Annotated in this window: 20 protein-coding genes; 12 read left to right on the plus strand and 8 right to left on the minus strand. The window is 59.4% G+C overall.

Annotated elements, in window-relative coordinates; translation table 11 throughout:
- The first annotated feature begins 63 nt into the window (after nt 1-63).
- The 5 genes from HF327_RS03340 (at nt 64) to HF327_RS03360 (ending at nt 4,967) form a co-directional block, all read left to right on the plus strand.
- On the plus strand, nt 64-1,671 hold the full coding sequence (locus tag HF327_RS03340; protein ID WP_169106875.1) for an alkaline phosphatase D family protein: 1,608 nt from the start codon (nt 64-66) through the stop codon (nt 1,669-1,671).
- Nucleotides 1,672-1,715: 44 nt separating this feature from the next.
- Entirely contained in the window at nt 1,716-3,332 is a 1,617-nt protein-coding gene (locus HF327_RS03345; protein WP_169106876.1) for a phospholipase D family protein, read from the plus strand.
- 91 nt (nt 3,333-3,423) lie between these two features.
- A complete protein-coding gene (locus HF327_RS03350) occupies nt 3,424-3,693 on the plus strand; it encodes a ParD-like family protein (RefSeq protein WP_169106877.1) in 270 nt (89 codons plus the stop codon).
- Nucleotides 3,690-4,496, plus strand: coding sequence for a type I methionyl aminopeptidase (gene map, locus HF327_RS03355; protein WP_169106878.1), 807 nt, complete (start codon nt 3,690-3,692; stop codon nt 4,494-4,496). The genes HF327_RS03350 and map overlap by 4 nt, the downstream gene beginning before the upstream one ends.
- A 138-nt stretch (nt 4,497-4,634) precedes the next feature.
- Nucleotides 4,635-4,967 carry a DMT family transporter gene (locus tag HF327_RS03360; RefSeq protein WP_169106879.1) on the plus strand — a complete coding sequence of 111 codons (333 nt, stop codon included), beginning with the start codon at nt 4,635-4,637 and terminating at the stop codon, nt 4,965-4,967.
- Here the strand turns inward: HF327_RS03360 and HF327_RS03365 are convergent.
- Nucleotides 4,961-5,647 carry an alpha/beta hydrolase gene (locus HF327_RS03365; RefSeq protein ID WP_169106880.1) on the minus strand — a complete coding sequence of 229 codons (687 nt, stop codon included), beginning with the start codon at nt 5,645-5,647 and terminating at the stop codon, nt 4,961-4,963. The genes HF327_RS03360 and HF327_RS03365 overlap by 7 nt on opposite strands.
- On the opposite strand from HF327_RS03365, the gene HF327_RS03370 reads away from it, so the two are divergent.
- Nucleotides 5,646-5,855, plus strand: coding sequence for a hypothetical protein (locus HF327_RS03370; RefSeq protein WP_169106881.1), 210 nt, complete (start codon nt 5,646-5,648; stop codon nt 5,853-5,855). The genes HF327_RS03365 and HF327_RS03370 overlap by 2 nt on opposite strands.
- Here the strand turns inward: HF327_RS03370 and arfB are convergent.
- The 4 genes from arfB to HF327_RS03390 all read right to left on the minus strand — a co-directional run bounded on the left by arfB (nt 5,846) and on the right by HF327_RS03390 (nt 8,141).
- The gene (arfB, locus tag HF327_RS03375; RefSeq protein ID WP_169106882.1) at nt 5,846-6,256 is read right to left on the minus strand and encodes an alternative ribosome rescue aminoacyl-tRNA hydrolase ArfB; all 411 of its coding nucleotides are present in this window, start codon (nt 6,254-6,256) and stop codon (nt 5,846-5,848) included. The genes HF327_RS03370 and arfB overlap by 10 nt on opposite strands.
- On the minus strand, nt 6,253-7,125 hold the full coding sequence (locus tag HF327_RS03380; RefSeq protein ID WP_198460406.1) for an alpha/beta fold hydrolase: 873 nt from the start codon (nt 7,123-7,125) through the stop codon (nt 6,253-6,255). The genes arfB and HF327_RS03380 overlap by 4 nt, the downstream gene beginning before the upstream one ends.
- Before the next feature lie 74 nt (nt 7,126-7,199).
- Nucleotides 7,200-7,643, minus strand: coding sequence for a type II 3-dehydroquinate dehydratase (aroQ, locus tag HF327_RS03385; protein ID WP_169106883.1), 444 nt, complete (start codon nt 7,641-7,643; stop codon nt 7,200-7,202).
- A gap of 135 nt (nt 7,644-7,778) precedes the next feature.
- Nucleotides 7,779-8,141: a hypothetical protein gene (locus tag HF327_RS03390; protein WP_169106884.1), complete on the minus strand. Its 363-nt coding sequence runs from the start codon at nt 8,139-8,141 to the stop codon at nt 7,779-7,781.
- A gap of 192 nt (nt 8,142-8,333) precedes the next feature.
- Between HF327_RS03390 and HF327_RS03395 the strand changes: the two genes are divergently transcribed.
- From HF327_RS03395 to HF327_RS03405, 3 genes are all read left to right on the plus strand, one after another.
- Nucleotides 8,334-10,151 carry a glutamine--tRNA ligase/YqeY domain fusion protein gene (locus HF327_RS03395; protein ID WP_169106885.1) on the plus strand — a complete coding sequence of 606 codons (1,818 nt, stop codon included), beginning with the start codon at nt 8,334-8,336 and terminating at the stop codon, nt 10,149-10,151.
- A 329-nt stretch (nt 10,152-10,480) separates the two neighbouring features.
- Nucleotides 10,481-11,893, plus strand: a complete 1,413-nt coding sequence (locus HF327_RS03400; protein WP_169106886.1) for a YdgA family protein — start codon at nt 10,481-10,483, stop codon at nt 11,891-11,893.
- A 273-nt stretch (nt 11,894-12,166) separates the two neighbouring features.
- Entirely contained in the window at nt 12,167-13,024 is an 858-nt protein-coding gene (locus HF327_RS03405) for a peptidoglycan DD-metalloendopeptidase family protein (protein WP_407927020.1), read from the plus strand.
- 111 nt (nt 13,025-13,135) lie between these two features.
- On the opposite strand, the gene HF327_RS03410 is transcribed toward HF327_RS03405, so the two are convergent.
- Complete coding sequence (locus tag HF327_RS03410; RefSeq protein ID WP_198460397.1) at nt 13,136-13,702, minus strand: DUF2242 domain-containing protein; 567 nt, start codon at nt 13,700-13,702, stop codon at nt 13,136-13,138.
- A gap of 332 nt (nt 13,703-14,034) precedes the next feature.
- Here HF327_RS03410 and HF327_RS03415 point away from each other — a divergent pair, with 332 nt between their 5' ends.
- A complete protein-coding gene (locus HF327_RS03415) occupies nt 14,035-14,859 on the plus strand; it encodes an META and DUF4377 domain-containing protein (RefSeq protein ID WP_169106887.1) in 825 nt (274 codons plus the stop codon).
- Nucleotides 14,860-15,297: 438 nt separating this feature from the next.
- On the opposite strand, the gene HF327_RS03420 is transcribed toward HF327_RS03415, so the two are convergent.
- Nucleotides 15,298-15,645: a MoaF-related domain-containing protein gene (locus HF327_RS03420; protein WP_099736296.1), complete on the minus strand. Its 348-nt coding sequence runs from the start codon at nt 15,643-15,645 to the stop codon at nt 15,298-15,300.
- 11 nt (nt 15,646-15,656) lie between these two features.
- Between HF327_RS03420 and HF327_RS03425 the strand changes: the two genes are divergently transcribed.
- Both HF327_RS03425 and HF327_RS03430 read left to right on the plus strand, forming a co-directional pair.
- Entirely contained in the window at nt 15,657-16,004 is a 348-nt protein-coding gene (locus HF327_RS03425) for a hypothetical protein (RefSeq protein WP_169106888.1), read from the plus strand.
- The gene (locus tag HF327_RS03430; protein WP_169106889.1) at nt 15,979-17,274 is read left to right on the plus strand and encodes an MFS transporter; all 1,296 of its coding nucleotides are present in this window, start codon (nt 15,979-15,981) and stop codon (nt 17,272-17,274) included. Before HF327_RS03425 ends, HF327_RS03430 begins: the two co-directional genes overlap by 26 nt.
- A gap of 102 nt (nt 17,275-17,376) precedes the next feature.
- On the opposite strand, the gene HF327_RS03435 is transcribed toward HF327_RS03430, so the two are convergent.
- Nucleotides 17,377-18,372, minus strand: coding sequence for a diaminopimelate dehydrogenase (locus HF327_RS03435; RefSeq protein ID WP_169106890.1), 996 nt, complete (start codon nt 18,370-18,372; stop codon nt 17,377-17,379).
- Nucleotides 18,373-18,437 lie beyond the last annotated feature (65 nt).

Here is an 18,437-nt window from a genome sequence, read left to right on the forward strand (position 1 = left end):
GTGTTCATAAAAACAAGATAAGCGGCGCGCATACTGCCAGCAGACCGTATTCATCACACTGCCATGTCCGCTCTGAAAAACAGCCCCACGCTGCAACGCCGTCGCTTTCTCATTGCCTCTGGCTTTGCCACGGCGGTGGGCAGCCTGCCGCTCTGGGCCCGTGCCAGCAATGCGCTGGGCTACAACCCGTTCACGATAGGCGTGGCCAGCGGGGATGCCCAGAGCAACAACATCCTCATCTGGACCCGGCTGACCACCCCGCCCGAGTCACTGGGCACGACAGACGCCCCGCAGTTGCCCCCGCTCAAGGTGCACTGGGAGGTGGCGCATGACGAACAGTTTCGCCAGATCATCGCCAACGGCAACACCAAGGCCACTGCCGAATGGGGCCACAGCGTGCGCGTGCAGGTCGATGGGCTGGCGCCAGACCACTGGTACTTCTACCGCTTCATGTGTGGCGATGCCACCAGCATCACAGGCCGCTGCTGCACAGCGCCGCTGGCCAATGCCGATGTACGCCAGTTACGCCTTGCCGTGGCATCGTGCCAGCGCTGGGAACACGGTTTTTACACCGCATGGCGGCAAGTCGCGCAGGATGCACCCGACATGGTTCTGTTTCTGGGTGACTACATCTATGAATATGCCCAACCCGAAAAAGCAGAAGGCCTGGCTCGCCCCCAGCCTTTGCGCACAGCCCACACACTGCAGGATTACCGCGACCGCTATGCCCTGCACAAAAGCGATGCACACCTGCAAGCCGCACATGCCGTGTGCAACTGGTCCGTTATCTGGGACGACCATGAAGTAGAAAATGACTATGTAGCCCAATATGGACGAGGGGAGCCCGCTCACTTTTTAGAAAGGCGCATGGCAGCATGGCAGGCTTTTTATGAAAACATGCCGCTGCGCCCAGCCGCCATGCTGCGCAACCAGCAACGGCTGGCGCTGTACCGCACGCTGAACTGGGGGCGACTGGCACGGCTGCACATGCTGGATGGGCGCCAGTACCGCGATCTGCAAGCCTGCCGCACACCGGGCCAAGCCAGCACCGGCACGGTCGACATCGAAACCTGCACCGCATTGCAAGACCCGACGCGCAGCTTTCTGGGCTGGGAACAAGAGCGCTGGCTCGGTCAGCAGCTGAAAACCGATGCACAGAGCGCAGCCACCGCACCGCGCTGGACATCGCTGGTGCAGACCACGCTGTTCTCACCGCGCAGCTTCAAGAACGGCAAACAAGCCACCGACAGCTGGGACGGCTACCCTGCCGCCCGCCAGCGGCTGGTGAGTCAGATCCGCCAAACCCGCCCGCGCAACACCGTGGTGCTGGGCGGCGACATTCACCAGAACTATGTCTGCGCCATTGCCCAGCAAAGTGCGCAAGCGCCGGGGCGCGACAACCCCATCGTTGCCAGCGAGTTCTGCGGCACCTCCATCAGCTCGCGCAGCGGCACCACGCAGGCCAAGGTCGATGCCATCGTTGCCCACAACCCGCAGGTGCTTTATGCCCGCAGCGACGAGCGCGGCTACAGCCTGCTCCATATCACGCCGCAAGCCATGAGTTGCGAGCTGCGCGCCGTCACCAACCCCTTGCAGGCCGACAGCAGCATCTACACCTTGGCCCGGTTTGTCGTGCAAGACGGCAGGCCCGGCCCCGAAAAAATCGCCTGAGAGTTTCCTCAAAGTCATCGGAAGGCCTGCGGCATACTGGCGCGATGCAACACACACAGGCCCTTCGCTTCGCACTTTCCCTGTGGCCCAGCACGGCCGCCTTGCTGATCGCGGGCCTGCTCACCGGCTGCAGCCTGCCGCCCATGCCCGAGCGCACCACCACGCAATCACTGAGTACAGAAGCTGCAACCCAGTCACGGCTCGGTCAGGCGCTGGCACCACTGCAGCAAGCGCACCCCAAGCTGAGCGGCATTCACCCGTTGAGCAATGCCTATGCCGCCTACGCCGCCCGCGCCCTGCTGGCCCGAGCGGCCCAGCACACGCTGGATGTGCAGTACTACATCTGGCGCAACGACACCACGGGTCACCTACTGCTCAATGAACTGCTGCAGGCAGCCAACCGCGGCGTGCGCGTGCGACTGCTGCTGGACGACGGCGGCACCGCCGGCATGGATGCCACGCTGGCTGCGCTGGATCAGCATCCCCACATTGAAGTGCGCCTGCTCAACCCCTTTGCCCTGCGCACACCCAAAGTGCTGGGTTACGTCACAGAGTTCTCGCGCACCCAGCGGCGCATGCACAACAAGGGCTTTACGGCAGATAACCAGGCCTCCATCGTCGGGGGCCGCAATATTGGCGACGAGTACTTTGCCGCCACGGATGGCGTGCTATTTGCCGACCTTGATGTGGTCGCTGTCGGCACCGTGGTGCCCGATATTGGCCGCGACTTTGATCGTTACTGGAACAGCCAGTCCGCCTATCCCAGCGCCAGCCTTCTGCCACCCATGCCAGAGCAAGCCGTGCAGCAGGTCTATAGCAGCCTGCAGGCCGACACCTTGCGACCTGAATCCCAGGCCTATATTCAGGCCGTGCAGCAAAGCCGGTTCAGCCAGGATTTGCTCTCGGGCAATCTGCCGCTGGAATGGGCTGCCGCCACGCTGGTCAGCGACGACCCCGCCAAGGTTTTGAGCCTGGCAGGCAAAGAAGACTTGATGCTGGCCCAGTTGCAACCGGCCATTGGCACACCAGCCCAGTCGCTGGACCTGATCTCGCCCTACTTTGTGCCCACACAGGCCGGCATCAACGCCTTTGCACAAATGCGCGCTCAGGGCATCAAGGTGCGCATTCTGACCAATAGCCTTGAGGCCACCGACGTCGCCGCCGTGCATGCGGGCTATGAGCAATATCGCAAGCCTCTGCTCAAACTCGGGGTCGAGCTGTACGAAATGCGCCGCCAGATTGATCTGCAGCCACGCAATGCCCCCAAAGCCTATGGAGAAGCGCCATCGCCCGCCGCATTCAGCGGCAGCAAGGGCGGAGTGGCTGGCAGCTCCGGTGCCAGCCTGCACGCCAAGACCTTTGCCATTGATGGACAGCGTCTGTTTGTCCGCTCCTTCAATTTCGACCCACGCTCAGCTCTGCTCAATACCGAGCAGGGGCTGGTCATACTGAACCCCAAACTGGCGCAAGAGGTCAGCCAGACGCTCGATCAGTACCTGCCCATGCTGGCCTACAAAGTACAACTGGATGCCAGCGGCAAGCTGCAATGGATCAGTGAAACAGGTCAGCTGCAAACCTTCAGCCACGACCCGGGCACCAGCTGGTTCAAGCGCGCCATGGTGCGGGTGCTGAGCTGGCTGCCTATAGAAGGCTTTCTGTAGTCAAGTCAGCGCTGTAAAAATCCGCCCGCTCAACCATGCAATTTTCGACTACCAATATACGAAACGTATACCCGCCGTATGATGCGTGCCCATGGGAATCGTCAAAATTTCAGACCAGCTACACGACCAGATTCGTGTCTCCAGCGCGGCCCTTGGCCGCTCTATCAATGCTCAGGCCGAACACTGGCTGCGCGTAGGCCAATTGGCCGAGCATCACCCTCAGCTCAATTACGAAGGTATTTGCGCCCTACTGCTGCAAGAGGCTGAACGCACGCTGCAACTGCAGCCGCTGACAGACTATGAGGTAGAGGCCTCTGCACGCCGCCCCCGCTCTGTGCGCCTGGTGGGAGGCATGCAATGAAGCGCGGCAAACAAAAAATGGTGCCGATTCACGACGCATCCGACATTTTTCTCTCGCGCAAGGCCGGTGGTCTGGCCGCTCAGGTGCTGGCCATGCTCACGCCCCATGTGCAAGCCGGCGTCAGCACCGACCAGCTGGACAAAATCTGCCACGACTACATCGTCAATGAGCTCCAATGCACGCCCACCAATGTGGGCTACCACGGCTTTCCCAAGACCGTCTGCACTTCCGTCAACCATGTGATCTGCCACGGCATCCCGGATGCCAAGCAAATCCTCAAGGAAGGCGACATCATCAATGTCGACGTAGCCGTCACCACGCCCGAAGGCTGGATTGGCGACACCAGCCGCATGTACTACGTGGGCCAGCCCAGCAACCTGGCCAAGCGTCTGGTCAACACAACCTATGAAGCACTGGTCGCCGGCATTCACGCCGTCAAGCCCGGTGCCACGCTGGGTGATGTGGGTCACGCCATTCAAACCGTGGCCCAGCGCGAGCGCTTTTCCATCGTGCGTGAGTACTGCGGTCACGGCATCAGCAAGGTCTACCACGACGAACCACAGGTGCTGCACTACGGCACGCCCGGCCAAGGGCTGGTGCTGGAGCCCGGCATGATCTTCACCATCGAGCCCATGCTCAACGCCGGCAAGGCTGCCACACGCGAGCTGGCAGACGGCTGGACGGTCATCACCAATGACAAATCGCTCTCCGCCCAGTGGGAGCACATGGTGGTGGTGACGGAAACCGGCTTTGATGTGCTGACGCCCTGGCCCGAAGGCACAGGCAGCTACCCCACGATCTAAGGCAACAACTGCGCACATCGCCCCGTGCTGGCGATGTGCGCACAGCCATAAAAATTTGGCAAGGTGGGCCAGATCCGGCACGGGGTTTTGGCACAGCGGGTAAAACAGGCAGGACTCACTCGCACTAAAGTGCTTGCCATGAAAAATTACCTGTATCTGGGCCTGGCCATCATCTGCGAGGTGATTGCCACCTCATTTCTCGCCAAGTCGGACGGCTTCACCAAACTAATGCCCACGGGCGTGGCGCTGGTCGGCTATGCCATCTCGTTTTACCTGCTGTCGATGACGTTGCGCACCGTGCCCACGGGCGTGGCCTACGCCATCTGGTCCGGTGTGGGCATCGTGCTGGTATCGGCCGTGGCCTATTTCTGGCAAGGGCAGAAGCTGGACGCCCCCGCCCTGGCTGGCATGGCCATGATTGTGGGCGGCGTGCTGGTGATCAATATCTTTTCAAAAACCGCCGGTCATTGATCAGCGTCTGGGGCTTGCGCAGGCTCCGTCAAATCCTGCAGCCACTGCATGCTGGCCTTGAGTTCTTCCGGGCGAATTTCATGCGCACCCGGGTATTCGTGATACGTCAGCTGCATGGGCAAGGCACCCAGTCTGTCCCGAATGGCATGCGCGCTGGTCAGCGGAATCACATTGTCGTAAGTGCCGTGGCTCACCCAGGCTGACTTGCCCGCAAACGCGGCAGCGGGCGCATGCAGCGATGCAATCTCAGGCAGCAGGCGACTGTGCCAGATCAGTGCGGCGCGCAGTGTCTGCGGCTGGGTCAGCAGCTGGCTCAGGCTCATGATGCCGCCTTGGCTAAAGCCGCCCAGTACCACTCGCTCGGGCGGAATATCGAGCTGCTGCGCCGCCTGCTCAATCGTCTGCTGTACAAGCGTGCGCGCCTGCTGCTCCTGAGGCACGTTGATGTGGCGCGTGCCGTCGGCATCCACCGTGAACTGAAACCACGCATACGCCCCCATGCCCATGGCAAACGGCGCGCGCAGGCTGATGACATGAAACTGCGGCGGCACATAGCCCGCGAGAGCAAATAGATCTTGCTCGTTGCTGCCCACACCATGCATGAGCACCAGCAACCATGCGGGCCGCCCGGCGGCGGGTTGAGCAGGCCGCTCTAAGTAGGTCAAAGGCAGTGTGGTCATGAAAACTCCCAAAGGAGGTAAAAATAAGAGGAAAACCGCCTGTAGTGCTTTTGTATTCTGCGGTGGCAGCTATCAAAAAAATATAGCGCAGACCCGCAGCACGCTATTGTGTGGCGCAAATGGCCACGGCGCTGTAATCAAGGACTTTTTGATAGCTGCCAGCGCTTGCAGTCATTGCGCCAGCGGCCTAAAACAGTATCAATCCTGAACCCGGCCACGCAGTGCCTTGATGCCAGAGCGCACGCTTTTGCCCTGCAGCCGTCTTTGCTGCGAGCCCCATGTAGGCTTGGTGGCCTTGCGCGGGCGCGGTGGTCTGGCCACGGTGGCAACCAGCGCATTGAGCCGCTCCAGTGCATCCCACAGATTGTGCTCTTGCGTGCGGTACTTTTGTGCCTTGATGACCACCACGCCCTCGGTAGTGATGCGCGAATCGCCCAGCGCCAGCAGGCGCTGCTGCACATCGTCTGGCAAACGCGAGCCACGAATGTCAAAACGCAGGTGTACAGCGCTGGCCACCTTATTTACGTTCTGGCCGCCCGGCCCTTGGGAGCGCACAGCGCTCCACTGCACATCGGCTTCCGTCAGCACAAAGGCTGCTGCGCTGCTCATGGCAGGGCCTGCTGCAGTGCCGCGCAAAATTCCGCAGGACTCTCATGCTGCGCCCAATGGCCGGCCTCTTCCATCACCTGCCAGTGCAGCGGGCCAGCGCATTGGCGCTGCATCAGCGCATGCAGTTCGGGCAAGCGCCCCACGTACAGCGGGTCATGCCGGCCGTAAATGGCCGCCACGGGCACTTTCACATGGGTCAATGCCTGCGCCAGCACATCGGTGCGCGACAGGCGTCTGCGCGGCAGGCGGTCACGCGCTACGTTGAGCGCATGCAGGGCCAGTGTCTCGTCGTCAATCAGCGATGCATCATGCAGCATCAGCTCGGCAATATTGTGGTGATGCGCCTGCATCTGCGCCTCAAGTCCCGACAGATGGCGCCAGCCTTTGAGGCGCACAGCCCGCCCCTCAGTCATGCCCATACCCGGTGCACCCACCATCAGCAGGCGCTGCACCAGCTCTGGGTGAGCTGCGGCCAACAAGCCTGCCGCCATGCCGCCAAAGGAAAAACCCACCAGATCACAGACGGGACCCGTGCTTGCACCAGTACTTTCATTACCCAGCAACTGCTTGATGCCATAGGCCAGCGGCTCCAGCATGGTGTCCACATCCATGCCACCGGGCACGCCGTCGGACTCACCAAAGCCGGGCAAGTCCGCCAGCCACAGGCTGTAACCGGCGGCGGTCAGGGGTTCAATCACACGCAGCCAGTGCGTCCAGCTGCCGCTGCCGCCATGCAGCATCACCAAAGGCAGTCCGCGCGGCGCCACACCCGCAGGGGGCTGCCAGCCATGCCAGACCATCTGCCCACTGCCCTCTTCTGCGCTGAGTGAAGTCACCACGCGCTGAGAGCGGGCCTGCAACTGCAGCATCAAAGGCGGCAGGGGCAGCCCCAGCTCCTGCGAGACTTGCTCAAGAGAGCAAGCGCGCTCAGTACTGAGCGCAATCACCACTCCGCCACCGCATCAATGGCCAGGCCATAGCCCGCCACGCCAAAGCCGCACATCACCGCACGGGCAGCAGCAGACAGATAGGAATGGTGGCGAAAGCTCTCGCGCGCATGAACATTGCTGATGTGCAGCTCCACCAGCGGCACGGCCGTGCCCTTGATCGCATCCAGAATCGCCACGCTGGTGTGGGTATAGGCACCGGCATTCATGATGACGGCTGCCAGCTCGCCCTTGGCCTGCAGACGTCCGGCTTCATGCACCCAGTCCACCAGTTCGCCTTCGTGATTGGTCTGACGGAATACCAGCGCCAGGCCGTGGCGCTGACAGGCGGCTTCGCACAGCTTTTTGACATCGTCGAGCGTGGCCGAGCCATAGATGGCAGGCTCGCGCATGCCCAGCAGGTTCAGATTGGGGCCATTGAGGACGTAAACGGTTTTCACGGAAGCACTCTCCTTGTTCTATGACTGCCCCGGATTATGCGAGCGCTACACCATTGCTGCAGGCATAAAAAACGGCTGCCTGAGCAGCCGTGGTTTTGTGAGCGGTGGGCGTAATGCCCAAAACTCAATCCTCCATTAACGGTGGTGATGGTGGTTGTGACGATGTCCGTGCCTATAGCCATATCCGTAGCCACCGCGGTAATAACCGGGTCCGGGCACCACCATGACGGGAGCAGGACGGTACACCGGAGGAGGTGCGTAATACACAGGAGGGGGAGGCGCATAGTACGCAGCGGGAGGTGGTGCGTAATACACAGGACGAGGCGGCATATAAACCGGAGCCCCCACGCCCACAGCAACGCCGGGCACACCCACGCCAATCGACCAGCTGACGCCGCCGCCATGCGCCTGAGCGCCCGAAGCCGCCATCAAGCCTGCGACAGCCATGGAAGCAGCCGCCAGCCACTTGGCAATGCGGGGGGAAGTGGTTTTGAACATCACAATCTCTCCTCTGTTTATGAGTCATCGAGGGCAGAGCTTGCAGATCTATGCGGAGTCTTCAGCCCTGAGGATATAACGCTTGTGACTCAGATTCGGTTGGCCGGTTCCCGCCAGATATTGTGACCAAATGCACAGCAGCAGTGTCCGCAGGTCAACACGAGGTCATGGCAGCCAGCCTAAAATGGTGCAATGAGCTCTGTTGACGCCTCCCAATCCACCAACGCCGCCCCCGAGGCGGTCAAGCCCACCAACTTTCTGCGCCAGATCATTGAATCCGACCTGGACAAGGGCACCTATGCCACCCGCCACTGGGGCGGTACGCCCGGTGATGCCCAGCACCACCAAAGCGGTCAGGTCGATCAGGCCAAGATCCGTACCCGCTTTCCGCCGGAGCCCAATGGCTATCTACACATTGGTCATGCCAAGGCCATCTGCCTGAACTTTGGTCTGGCCCGCGACTACGGCGGCGTCTGCCACCTGCGCTTTGACGATACCAATCCTGAAAAGGAAGAGCAGGAATACGTAGACAGCATCATCGATGCCGTCAAATGGCTGGGCTTTGACTGGAAAGATGCCAGCGGCAACGACAACCTGTACTTCGCCAGCAACTACTTCGACTTCATGCACCGCTGTGCGGTCTACCTGATCGAGCAAGGCCTGGCCTATGTGGACGAGCAGTCTGCCGACGACATGAAGGCCAACCGCGGCGACTTCACCCGTCCCGGCGTCAACAGCCCCTTCCGTGATCGCAGCGTGGCAGAAAACCTGCAGCGCTTTGCCGACATGAAGGCCGGCCTGCTGGCCGATGGCGCTGCCGTGCTGCGCGCCAAGATCGACATGGCTGCGCCCAACATCAACCTGCGTGACCCCGCGATCTACCGCGTGCGCCATGCAGAGCACCACAACACCGGCAACCAGTGGTGCATTTACCCGATGTACACCTTCGCGCACCCTATTGAGGACGCGCTGGAGCACATCACCCACTCCATCTGTACGCTGGAGTTTGAAGATCAGCGCCCCTTCTACAACTGGCTGCTCGACCACCTGCGCGAAGGCGGCCTGATTGACTCGCCCCAGCCACGCCAGTACGAGTTCTCGCGCCTGAACCTGACCTATGTAATCACCAGCAAGCGCAAGCTCAAGCATCTGGTGGACAACAACCTGGTCACGGGCTGGGATGACCCCCGCATGCCTACCGTGGTGGGCCTGCGCCGCCGAGGCTATACGCCAGCATCCATCCGCAACTTCTGCGAACGCATTGGCGTGACCAAGGACTACGCCTGGATCGACTACGGCACGCTGGACGGCTGCCTGCGCGAAGACCTAGAAAACAAGGCCCACCGCGCCATGGTCGTGCTGGACCCCGTCAAGCTCGAACTCAGCAACTGGGCCGAAGTATTTGGCAGCGCCGACTATCTGGAGCCTTGCACCCTGCCTGCCCTGCCTCACCCCGCCGAAGGCGAGCCTGTGGCCGAGCGCCACTTCAGCATCGGCCGTGAAGTGTGGATTGAGCGTGAAGACTTTGTCGAAGAACCACCCAAGGGCTACAAGCGCCTGTTCCCAGGCAACAAGGTGCGCCTCAAGGGCGGCTATGTGATCGAGTGCACCGGCTGCGAAAAAGACGCTGACGGTCACATCATCAAGGTGCTGGCCACCGTGGTGCCAGACACCAAGAGCGGCACGCCCGGTGCGGATACCGTCAAGGTCAAGGCCGCCATCACCTGGGTGGGCGTGAGCGACGGCCTGCAAGCCGAAGTGCGCCTTTACGACCGCCTGTTCACCGACGCCCAGCCTGATGCGGGCGGCAAGGACTTCCTGACGCTGCTGAACCCCAACAGCCTGAAGGTGGTGACGGCCTACGTGGAGCCTTCGCTCAAAAGCGCCCAGCCCGATGACAAGTTCCAGTTCGAGCGCTTTGGCTACTTTGTGGCTGACCGCAAGGACCACAGCACTGAAAAGCCCGTGTTCAACAAGATCACCGGCCTCAAGGACAGCTGGGGCAAGTAAAGCTGCTTGCTTTCAAGCATTGATAAAGGCTGCCGAGGATTCTCGGCAGCCTTTTTTTATTCAAGCATGCATCGCACGTACCTGAAATACAGACCCGAAGCAGGGTTCTGAGCTTTCTCAGCCATACACAGAAATTGACTTTCTCTGAACCCAGATAAAAATCAAATACCAGCGGTATTTAAATTTTGTACTTTCAAAGCAGCGCCATAAAACTTTGTGAAATTGCTTAATTTCGCCTTTTTCTTTCTAGAATCAATTTCTCTAGATTAACTATCAAAGTTAATCAATTAATTCATTAAAAGCTTTTCATCAATCATCAAAGGGAATCAATGAATAAGAAAGCAGGCATCGGTATTGCAGCGGCGGTAGCCGTGGTCGTCGCAGGCGCTCTGGGCACCAGCTATTACATGGGCGGAAAACTGCAGCAAAGATTTACTGAAGGCCTTGCCAAGGGCAGCGACTACGGCGTCAAGGTTCAGATCACCAGCTACGAGCGCGGAGCATTCTCCTCCACCGCCAAAACGGTCTGGACGCTGGAAAACGATGATGAGCCCACGCAATTCACTGCGGAGCACAAGATCAGCCACGGCCCTTTGCCTCTGGGACATGCTGCCGAAATTCATACCCGCTTCAATCTTCCCGACGATGTGGAACCCGCGCTGAAAGCAGCGCTCGATGGTCGCTCACCGCTAGAGGTCGCAACCAAAGTCGGCTGGGGCCGCAGCAGCTCCAACGTCATGACCTCGCCCGCCGTGAACGCCAAGGTCAATGACAGCGACATGACCTGGGGCGGCATGAAGATCGACTGGGACATGCCCGCCAACCTGAAGGGCGCCAAGGGCACAGGCCATTTTGCAGGCCTGGAATTCAAGGATGCCGAAGGCAGCGCAACGATGGACAAGGCCGAGATTCGCTTTGACATCAAGCAGCCCGAAGGCCAGAAGTTCTGGACCGGCCCGTTTGCCATGAATATTGCCAAGTTTGCAACCAGCAAGATTCAAGACGACAAAACCTCGGTCAGCCATTTCGAGGGCATCAGCATGGACTCGGACACCCTGCTCAAGGGTGATGTGGTTGAGATGACACTCAAATCTGGCATCAAGAGCGCCAAGCTGGAAGACAAGCAGGCCAACGACCTAGTGCTGGAGATGGCCTTCAACAATGTCGATGCAGGCTGGATCAACCAGGCCATGGAGATGAGCAAGCGCATGAACGCGCAGCGCGCCGAGGGTGAAGAAGCCACGGACGATGAAGACAAAATGTCTGGCGAAGATTTCCGCGAAAAAATGCTCAAGTCACTGACACAGGCTCTGGCGCGCCAGCCGTCGATTGAAATCAAGCGCCTGTCCATGCGCACACCTGAAGGCGTGAGCGAATTTTCTGCCGCCGTTCAATATCTGGGGGATAGCGAAAAAATGGGCAATCTGCTCAAGGATCTGAAGGTCAGCGTCAAGGCCGATATACCCAAACCCCTGATGGAAAGCCTGATCCAATCGCGCAAGCGCGCCAGCCTGATCGCCAATCTCGACGATGAAAGCGATTACCAGCCCGAGGAGATTGACTCCGCCGCCAAGTTCCAGACTCAGGGCAGCCTGGAGTTGCTCACGAAGGAAGGTATTTTTGAAGACCAGGACGGAAAAATTCGCACCGAGATTGTCTTTGCCCAAGGTGAAATTCAGGCCAATGGCAAGCCTCTGAGTCAGGAAGGCACGGCCATGCTGATGACCGAGGCCATGGAGTAAATGGCAAAAGCCAAGGCATGAAGATGGTGACATTGCTCGCCATCGTGGCGGTGATTGCGATCATCGCCTTTCTCATCATGCGTTAAACGTCTGGGCCGTTTTGCCCTGCTGTGCACGCCTCACAAGCGTGCGCAGCTATTCATTCAAGAGCCAATCTTCTGCACACCCTTTGGCCCCACCTGCGCTGACAGCGGCTTCCCTCGTGCTATCGTTCCTGTATCAGCCAGCGCTTGATAGATATGGGCTACAGCCCTTTTTTAATCAAAGATGAACATGAACATAGCTCTTGAACGCCGCCGCCTGTTGCAATGGATGGGCCTGACGGCAAGCATTGCCAGCGCCCCCGCATGGGCTGCCAAAGCCGCACAAAGCGACAGCGTCTGGCCACAAGACAGCCGCGTGCCCGGCGGCGTAGCCCGCCTCTCGCTAGGTCCAGCATCGACCCGCCCAAAGTTCAGCTACAACGATGCACCCGCGCTGGTGCTTGGCGACATGATTGAGTGGACGGCGCTGATCGGCATTCCTCTTTCAACCGCTCCCGGTGAATACACCCTGCCCGTGGAAATGGACGGCCAGTTACGCGACAAGCGCCTCTTGGTGCAAGACAAGAAGTATGTGGAACAGCGCCTCAAGGTCTCGCCCAAGACCGTGGACCTCTCCCCCGAAGACAACGCCCGCTATGAACGCGAGGCCGCCCACCTCAAAACGGTCATGACCAGCCTGAGCCAGCCGCTGCCCATGGCTGCCAGCCTGCAAATGCAGGTGCCTGTGCCCGGCCGCCGCTCCAGCAGCTTTGGCCTGCGCCGCATCTTCAATGGCCAGGCCCGCAATCCGCACAGCGGCATGGACATTGCTGCGCCAACGGGCACGCCGGTGAAGGCTCCGCTGCCCGGCAAGGTCATTGATGTGGGCGATTATTTCTTCAATGGCGGCACGGTCTGGCTGGATCATGGCGGCGGCCTGCTCAGCATGTACTGCCATCTGAGCCAGGTGAACTGCAAGGTCGGCGACATGCTGCAAACAGGCGACGCATTCTGCAAGGTTGGCGCTACAGGCCGCGTGACCGGCCCACATCTGCACTGGAGCGTGATGCTCAACCGCGCCATGGTGGACCCGGCTCTGTTTATTTAAGCGAAACTCACACCCACAAAAAAGCGGCTTAAAAAGCCGCTTTTCGCTATGCATTTGATATGACTACCGCAAGCCCATCAAGGGTTGCAAGGCCATTTTATCCTTATGTACTCAAGGCGTTTCCTTGTCCTGTTTGAGATAGCTTTCCAGCAGCTCAAAAAAGCTGTCGTAGAAACTGCGCCTGGAAATGGTCTCGCTGCCAATCTTGACCAGCGAGTCCGTGCTGGATGAAAACGGCAGAGACAGCGAGCCCAGCGCACTCACGCCCACACTGGCCGAGTTCGCACTTTTCTTGAGCGTGTACCGATCTTGCAATGCCGTGGCAAAACCCAAACTGACCTGTCCATCGCTGGTCTGCGGCACACACACCACACGGAAATTGATTTCCAGATTCGTATCGACATTGGGCTGGAAGTTTTTGCGCCCTTCAATCAGCTCCTGGGTCCTGGCCGTAGCGATATAGCCTTGGCTCAGCAAAGCCCGGCGCGCCGCCTCGCAGGTCTGCGCAGGCGTCGCATCAAAGCCGCGAGAGAACGTGGAGCTTGAATCAAAAGTCTCTTGCAGCGGCTCGTGCACCGTTTGGGAGGTGCCGCAGGCGCTCAACAGACCGACCAGCACACTGGCAAGACCCAGATTCAAAAAACTCTTTGCAGACAAAGCAACTCCACCTAAGCGCACACAATTTCCTTGATACCTAGACATGCGCAATGCGCACCCTCAGCGCTCAAGGGTAGCAGCTTGACAAGTCCTTGACCGGCGAACCAATGCCGGAAATACGGATTTTTGCCATATTTACAGCGCCTTCACGGCATACGCCAAGCTTGCTGACCGCCCCTATAGCCATCGTCGCAGCATTTACTGACAATGTGAACGACTCAAATCGCAAAAGCGCTGCCAGCATTCGGTTAAGGTCACAGAGGTACACGGGGAACTGATATCGTCAACACGACTCTGATGCCTCAGACGCAGCTTGCTGCCATCTCCCCCTATTTCACATTGAAGGAATCCTCATGAAATTTCGCTGGACCTGGTGCCTCCCTCTAGTTGCCTCCATGACGCTGGCCGCCTGCGGCACGACTAGCGGTGGTGGCGTCAGCAAGCCGGGCCCCAACGGCCCCGCTGGCGATGCCGCATCTCTGACGGCTTACCACTGGAAGTTGCAACAAGCCTTCTCCCCTGCTGGCGCTGAAGACCAGAGCTGGTTTCTGAGCGGCAACAATGCGCCTATCGAGCTGGAGTTTGCCGACCAGCGCGTCATGGTCAAAAACCTGTGCAATGTCATTTCTGCAGGCTATAGCGTTGAAGGCCAGCGCCTGAACGTGCAACGCACCGTGAGCACACTGCGTGCCTGCAACGACAGCCAGCTCATGATGCTGGAGCAAAAAGTCGCCCGCATCCTGCCCACAAGCAAGCAGTGGAATGTGCAATTGGGTGGAACCACGCAAGAGCAGCCCCGCCTGACGGTCCAGTTCATCGATGGCACACGCTGGCAGCTCAGCGGCAAACCCACCCCCCAGACGCAGTACGGCAGCGCTCCCGAACGCATCTTTCTGGAAGTGGCCCCCGAGCGCAAAGCCTGCAGCCATGGTGTGATGAAGGATTACCAATGCCTGCAAGTGCGTGAAATCCGCTACGGCGAAAACGGCGTCAAGACCTATACCGGTCCGTGGGAAAATTTCTACAGCGAAATTGAAGGCTACAAGCACGAAGCAGGCGTGAGCAATGTGCTGCGCATCAACCGCTTCAAGCGCCAGAACGTGCCTGCCGATGCATCCAGCTATGCCTATGTGCTGGACATGGTGGTCTCCTCCGCCATTGCAGACAAACGCAAATAAGTCAGCGCAGCCTGCACAAAAAAGCCGACCACAGCGTCGGCTTTTTTGTTTCCAGGGCGCGTTTCAGGGCGCCAATGTTTCACGCACCCAACTCACATTGAATTGGCGCTCACAAGAAAAAATTCCCTTTGATCAAAGCGACTTAGCTATTGCTGCTCCATCCATAGCAGAGACATGAGCAGATCTACGGGTTATACCCAATCACTGTGGAGCGTCCTGTGGACAAGCACCCCTGGAACGCCATAAACCCGCACCACCAATGGCGCTTAGGCACGCGATCAAAAATTACGCAGTGACGCATCTCTGCTCCCATGTTTCACGGACAAAAAAAGCCAGCACCTTTCAGATGCTGGCAAGAGAGGAGAGACACTGACTTCACACACAAAAAACAGTTCAGACCTCGCCGCTGCCACAAGGCTTTAGCGAGAGCCGAGAAATTCAACGCAGACGGAAGCGGCCTTCCACAAACATGGAAGAGCGATGACCTGTTTCACACTGCTCATCGGCATAGGACCAGAAGGCCTGAACCGTGCCCTTGGCGGAGTCGATGACCTGACTGACGGTAAAGCCGGTTTTCTCGATCCAGTTGAGAAAGTGCAGGTGATCGCTGAGCTGCAGATAACTGAGCTTTTCACAGCCTTTGGACACATGGCCCTGGGAGTCCACCACGCGCCAGCGCATCTGTCCCTTGGCGGTGTAGCGAACTTCGGCATGGCTGTCCGGGAATTCAATGACTGCTTCGCGCCCCAGAAGCGTTCCAGCGTATTGCATCGAAAGCATGGACATGATGGGACTCCTTGAATGAAAACGTTTTCAATCGCAACGCCAACCTTTTTGCGTATAGCTATGGTGAATCTCCGGCGTTTTTCCAGTTGTGGGAAAGACGCTCATGCCATCGTCGGAAAATATTTTTTAACAAACAGCGGGATTTCACTCCTCCGTTTTCTCATCATTCGCAGCGTTCAGGTCAGCTCATCGCAAGGCCGACAGTGATCACTTCCTTGCCCATGACTTCTGCACGGCACAGGGCAATCGCAGATACTCTGATGTCTGATTTTTTACATTGCTCGGCAGGCGCATCAGCGCATATCGGCATTGGCCGCCATCACGGAATTCCTCTTGCCTCGTCCCTCGCCTTCCCCTGAATCTGCGCCTAATGCACCCAGTGCTGCACCACTGCGCGACCCCGCTTTTCTGAGTTTTGTACTGGCGCGCATGCTGACCATGTTTGCGCAGCAGATGCAGGCCGTCGTTGTGGCCTGGCAGGTCTACGACATCACGCGCGAGCCACTGTCGCTGGCCTATGTGGGCCTGGCTCAGTTCCTGCCCATGATGTGTCTGCTGATACCGGCTGGTGACCTCAGCGACCGCATGAGCCGCAAGCGCCTTCTCACCATCAGCTGGCTGCTGGCTTCTGTCTGCTCCGGCCTGCTATGGCTGCTGTCCCAGAGCGGCACCCATTATGTGAACTGGATTTACGCAGTGCTGGTGCTGTTCGGCTGCAGCCGCGCCTTCAGCGGCCCGGCACTGCAAAGCCTGCTGCCGCAAATCGTGGCCCGCGAGCAACTGGCCAAGGCGCTGGCGACCAACAGCATGCTGATGCGCATTTCAGCCATCGCCGCACCAGTGTTGGGCGGCCTGCTTTATGCGCTGGGCGGAGGTGTATTGACCTATGCGGTCTGCGGCATCAGCCTGATTCTGGGCGCTGCTTTGCTGAGCCAGGTGCCCGTGCGCTTTGCCAACCTCAAAGCGCCCAGCGCTGATGACCAAAGCACCATGTGGCAGCGCTTTGCCGAAGGGCTGCGCTTTATGCGCACACGGCCCATTATTCTGGGCACCATCTCACTGGACCTTTTTGCCGTATTGCTGGGCGGCGTGATTGCGCTGCTACCCGTTTATGCGCACGAAGTGCTCAAGGTCGGCCCGCAAGGGCTGGGCCTGCTGCGTTCATCCATGGCCGTGGGCGAGGTGTGCATGGGACTGTGGCTGGCTTCGCGCCCCATCAACCGCCGCGTGGGCAAGGTGATGTTTGCGGCCGTGGCCGTGTTCGGTCTGGCCAATCTGGTGTTTTCGCTTTCGCACTGGTTTGTGCTGTCCATGCTGGCGCTGGCCGTGGCCGGGGCGGCCGATATGGTCAGCGTCTACATTCGCAGCGCGCTGGTGCAGTTTTCCACACCCGACCATATGCGCGGCCGCGTGAATGCGGTGAACATGCTGTTCATCGGCTCCTCCAACGAGCTGGGCGAGTTCCGCGCGGGCAGCAGCGCATCCTGGTTTGGCGTGGTGCCTGCCGCCATTCTGGGCAGCCTGTGCACACTGGGCGTGGTGGGTGCGTGGATGACACTGTTCAAGCCCCTGCGCGATGTGGACAAACTGGAAGATGCAGCGCGCGTGGGCACTGGCAAGGAGTCCTGATTTGATAGCCGCTTGCGCTCAATAGACAAAGACCACAGCCATTTTTTGTATAAAAAAGCCTCGCAACATTGGCGAGGCTTTTTGACTGAAGGCGCTGAAAACTTACAGCAGCTCAGCGCGCAGTTCGGCAGCGCTCTTGGGCGAAAGCATGCCGGGAGCCACATCAAACACGGTCTTGCAGCCATGCTGGCCGGCTTGCGCCATGCGGTGCACAGCGCGGGCGTAGGCCACGAGCACGCTGGAGGTGAACTCGGGATTGCTGTCCAGCTGCAGGCGGTACTCGATAACCTGCTTGTTTTCGGCGCTGGTATTGCCGCTGCGAATCACAAAACCGCCATGGGGCATGGCAGCGTGGTCACGGGCCAGTTCTTCGGCCGTGATGAAGCTCACGGTGGTGTCGTACTGATCGAAGTAGTGAGGCATTTCCACAATGGTCTTGCGCACGGCTTCGGCGTCAGCCCCGTCTTTCAACACCACATGGCATTCACGCTTGTGCTTTTCGCGGGTGCTCAGCTCGGGGCGCACGCCAGAGCGTACCTTGTTCACCGCATCTTCCACGGGGATGGTGTACTGCACGCCGCCAGCCACGCCGTCCACACGGCGAATCGCGTCGGAATGGCCCTGGCTCAAACCCTTGCCCCAGAAGGTGTAGGTCGCGCCATCGGGCAGCAGGGCTTCGCCCATCACGCGGTTGATGGAGAACATGCCGGGGTCCCAGCCGGCCGAGATCAGCGCCGTGCACTGACTGCCCTGAGCGGCCGAGTCCACATTGGCAAAGTGCTCGGGGATGCGGGCGTGGGTGTCAAAGCTGTCGATCAGATTGAAGTGAGCTGCCAGTTCGGGGGCTTGCTTGGGCAGGTCGTCCTTGGAGCCACCGCAGAGAATCAGCACGTCGACCTGGCCCTTGTGGGACAGCAGTACGTCCATGGCGTGCACGGGTGTGCCGACATTCAGAGGCTGGAGCTGCGAAGGGTTGCGACGTGTGTAAATCCCCGTCAGCTGCATGTCGGGGTTCTTGGCGACGGCGGCTTCCACGCCGCGCCCCAGATTGCCGTAGCCAACAATGCCAACGCGAATAGGGGATGTGGTCGATGCCATGGCGAGCGATTCCTTCAAAGAGACAAAAAAGCAATTATTGCCGCCCTGCGCACCAAGTTGGGGCA

Origin of the sequence: Comamonas suwonensis, from assembly GCF_012844455.2 — a bacterium.
Lineage (GTDB): Bacteria > Pseudomonadota > Gammaproteobacteria > Burkholderiales > Burkholderiaceae_C > Comamonas > Comamonas suwonensis.

What these genes read in the sequence shown, in the direction of transcription:
- HF327_RS03340 (WP_169106875.1), top strand. Translation starts at nt 64, where the DNA reads ATGTCCGCTCTGAAAAACAGCCCCACGCTGCAACGCCGTCGCTTTCTC.
- HF327_RS03345 (WP_169106876.1), top strand. Translation starts at nt 1,716, where the DNA reads ATGCAACACACACAGGCCCTTCGCTTCGCACTTTCCCTGTGGCCCAGC.
- HF327_RS03350 (WP_169106877.1), top strand. Translation starts at nt 3,424, where the DNA reads ATGGGAATCGTCAAAATTTCAGACCAGCTACACGACCAGATTCGTGTC.
- map (WP_169106878.1), top strand. Translation starts at nt 3,690, where the DNA reads ATGAAGCGCGGCAAACAAAAAATGGTGCCGATTCACGACGCATCCGAC.
- HF327_RS03360 (WP_169106879.1), top strand. Translation starts at nt 4,635, where the DNA reads ATGAAAAATTACCTGTATCTGGGCCTGGCCATCATCTGCGAGGTGATT.
- HF327_RS03370 (WP_169106881.1), top strand. Translation starts at nt 5,646, where the DNA reads ATGAAAACTCCCAAAGGAGGTAAAAATAAGAGGAAAACCGCCTGTAGT.
- HF327_RS03365 (WP_169106880.1), bottom strand. Translation starts at nt 5,647, where the DNA reads ATGACCACACTGCCTTTGACCTACTTAGAGCGGCCTGCTCAACCCGCC.
- arfB (WP_169106882.1), bottom strand. Translation starts at nt 6,256, where the DNA reads ATGAGCAGCGCAGCAGCCTTTGTGCTGACGGAAGCCGATGTGCAGTGG.
- HF327_RS03380 (WP_198460406.1), bottom strand. Translation starts at nt 7,125, where the DNA reads ATGCTGCAGTTGCAGGCCCGCTCTCAGCGCGTGGTGACTTCACTCAGC.
- HF327_RS03390 (WP_169106884.1), bottom strand. Translation starts at nt 8,141, where the DNA reads ATGTTCAAAACCACTTCCCCCCGCATTGCCAAGTGGCTGGCGGCTGCT.
- HF327_RS03395 (WP_169106885.1), top strand. Translation starts at nt 8,334, where the DNA reads ATGAGCTCTGTTGACGCCTCCCAATCCACCAACGCCGCCCCCGAGGCG.
- HF327_RS03400 (WP_169106886.1), top strand. Translation starts at nt 10,481, where the DNA reads ATGAATAAGAAAGCAGGCATCGGTATTGCAGCGGCGGTAGCCGTGGTC.
- HF327_RS03405 (WP_407927020.1), top strand. Translation starts at nt 12,167, where the DNA reads ATGAACATAGCTCTTGAACGCCGCCGCCTGTTGCAATGGATGGGCCTG.
- HF327_RS03415 (WP_169106887.1), top strand. Translation starts at nt 14,035, where the DNA reads ATGAAATTTCGCTGGACCTGGTGCCTCCCTCTAGTTGCCTCCATGACG.
- HF327_RS03420 (WP_099736296.1), bottom strand. Translation starts at nt 15,645, where the DNA reads ATGTCCATGCTTTCGATGCAATACGCTGGAACGCTTCTGGGGCGCGAA.
- HF327_RS03435 (WP_169106890.1), bottom strand. Translation starts at nt 18,372, where the DNA reads ATGGCATCGACCACATCCCCTATTCGCGTTGGCATTGTTGGCTACGGC.